The sequence below is a fragment of the Pseudomonas sp. LAIL14HWK12:I1 genome (genome assembly GCF_003202095.1).
In the GTDB taxonomy this organism is placed as follows: domain Bacteria; phylum Pseudomonadota; class Gammaproteobacteria; order Pseudomonadales; family Pseudomonadaceae; genus Aquipseudomonas; species Aquipseudomonas monteilii.
Genome location: NZ_QJKG01000021.1, coordinates 1 through 2,167 on the forward strand (window position 1 = coordinate 1; position 2,167 = coordinate 2,167).

Genomic DNA, 2,167 nt, shown 5'->3' on the forward strand with positions numbered 1-2,167 from the left:
TCCACGCTGCGCTCGGCGGCAATGCCCACCAGCACGTCCGGCCCCACGCCCTGTTCGCGCAGCTTGTGCGCCAGCTGGTTGGCGCGCCGGTTCAGCTCACGGTAGCTCAGGGCCTGTTCGGCAAACACCAGCGCCGGTGCGTCCGGGGTGGCGGCGACTTGCGCCTCGATCAGTTGCTGCAGGCACTGCTCCAGCGGGTAGTCGGCGTGGGTGCGGTTCCAGTCGTAAACCACCTGTTGCTGCTGCGCGGCATTCAGCAGCGGCAGCTCGGCGATGCGCTGCTGCGGCTGTGCGACGATGGCGGCCAACAGGCCCTGCCAGTGCCCGGCGAGCTGGGCGATGGTGGCTTCATCGAACAAGGCCGTTGCGTAGGTCAGGAACGCACCGATGCCGTGTTCATGCTCGACAGTGTTCAATGCAAGGTCGAACTGGGTGGTATGGATTTCCCAGTCGAGCGCTTCCAGGGTCAGGCCTGGCAGGCGCCGCGTGTGGCCCCTGCCCTCGCTGCCGTGGTTGTGCATCACCTGGAACAACGGGCTATGGCTGAGGCTGCGCTCTGGCTGCAGGGCTTCGACCAGTTGCTCGAACGGCAGGTCCTGATGCGCCTGTGCGCCGAGCCCGGCCTGGTGAACCTGCGCGACCAGCGCGTCGAAGGTGGTGCTCAGGTCGAATTCGGCCTTGAGGACCTGGGTGTTGACGAAGAAGCCGATGAGCCCCTCGACTTCGCTGCGAGTGCGGTTGGCGATCGGGACGCCGACGCGGATGTCGTTCTGCCCGCTGTAGCGGTGCAGCAACGCCTGGAAGCTTGCCAGCAGCAAGGTGAACAGGGTCACGCCCTGGCGCTTGGCCAACTGCTTCAGCGAATCTGCCAGCGCATCGGCAATGGCGATGTCGAGGCGTGCCCCTGCATGGCTCTGCACTGCACCGCGCGGGCGGTCCAGCGGCAACTCCAGTACCGGCTGTTCATCCCCCAGATGGGCCGTCCAGTAGCCCAGTTGCTTCTCGCGTTCGCCCGCTTCCATGAACTGCCGTTGCCACAACGCGTAGTCGGCATACTGCACAGGGAGCGGCGGCAATTGCAGCGCGTGCCCGGACTTGCCGGCCTCGTAGAAACGCACCAGCTCGTCGACCATGATCGGCGTCGACCAGCCATCGGAGACGATGTGGTGCAGGGTCAGCACCAGTACATGGTCATCCGCCGCCAGACGCAACAGCTTGACCCGCAGCAAGGGCCCCTGCTCCAGGTCGAATGGCTGCTGAACTTCCTGCTCGACCCATGCCTTCAATGCCGCGCTGGCATCGGCATCGACTGCCTTGAGTGTATCGATGACCAGCTCGACGGGCGCTTCGGGGTGAATCACCTGCACCGGCTGGTCACTGTCGAGGTGAAAGGTGGTACGCAGGGTTTCGTGCCGCGCGATCAGGGCATCGAAGCTGGCCTGCAGCGCCTGAAGGTCAAGATCGCCCTTCAGACGCAGGGCGACCGGAATGTTGTATGCGCTGCCCTGGGGGTCCATTTGCCAGAGAAACCATTGCCGCTGCTGGGCGTAGGACAACGCCAGCGCCTCCCCCGGCGCTCTCGCAGGGATCGGCGCGACTCCGTACAAGTTGATTCCCTGACGCTTCAGGAGCATGGCCAGAGCGTGACGCTCTTTGGTGGACAACGATTTGACGGAGTCGAGCAACGCTTGCACTGATGTATCCCCTATGAAATCAGTTCATCAATTTCCTCCGTGGTTAGACGTTTGAGCGCCTCCAGCGATTTAGCCAGTTCTGCCTGAATCGGATCGATTTGCTGATTTTTCTCTTCGAGGCGACGCGAGAAATCCGCCAGCAGGGGATGCTCGAACAGCTCCTTCAAGGTGGCGTCGATGCCTGTCGCCTCGCGAACACGCACGATCACCTGGGTGGCCGACAGCGAATGGCCACCCAGGGCGAAGAAGCCATCGTTCAGGCCGACCCTTTCGAGCTTCAGCACGTCTGCCCAGATCGCCGCGACCTGCCGTTCCAGCTCGCTGCACGGGGCCACGTAGCTGTCCTGCAGCACACTGGCATCGGGCTTGGGCAGGGCTTTGCGGTCCAGCTTGCCGTTGGCCGTCACCGGCAGGCGTTCGAGGAACAGCAAGTGGGTCGGGACCATGTAGTCGGCCAGGCCGAGCCTGAGGTG

General features: G+C 63.9%; 2 protein-coding genes. Both read right to left on the reverse strand.

Annotated features, from left to right (window positions below; genetic code table 11):
* On the reverse strand, positions 1–1,694 hold a 1,694-nt coding region (locus D906_RS26380), incomplete at its 3' end, for a condensation domain-containing protein (RefSeq protein WP_177410821.1).
* Between the two features lie 11 nt (positions 1,695–1,705).
* Positions 1,706–2,167 (reverse strand): phosphopantetheine-binding protein (locus D906_RS26385; protein ID WP_256576316.1); only part of this gene is annotated, 462 nt, incomplete at its 5' end.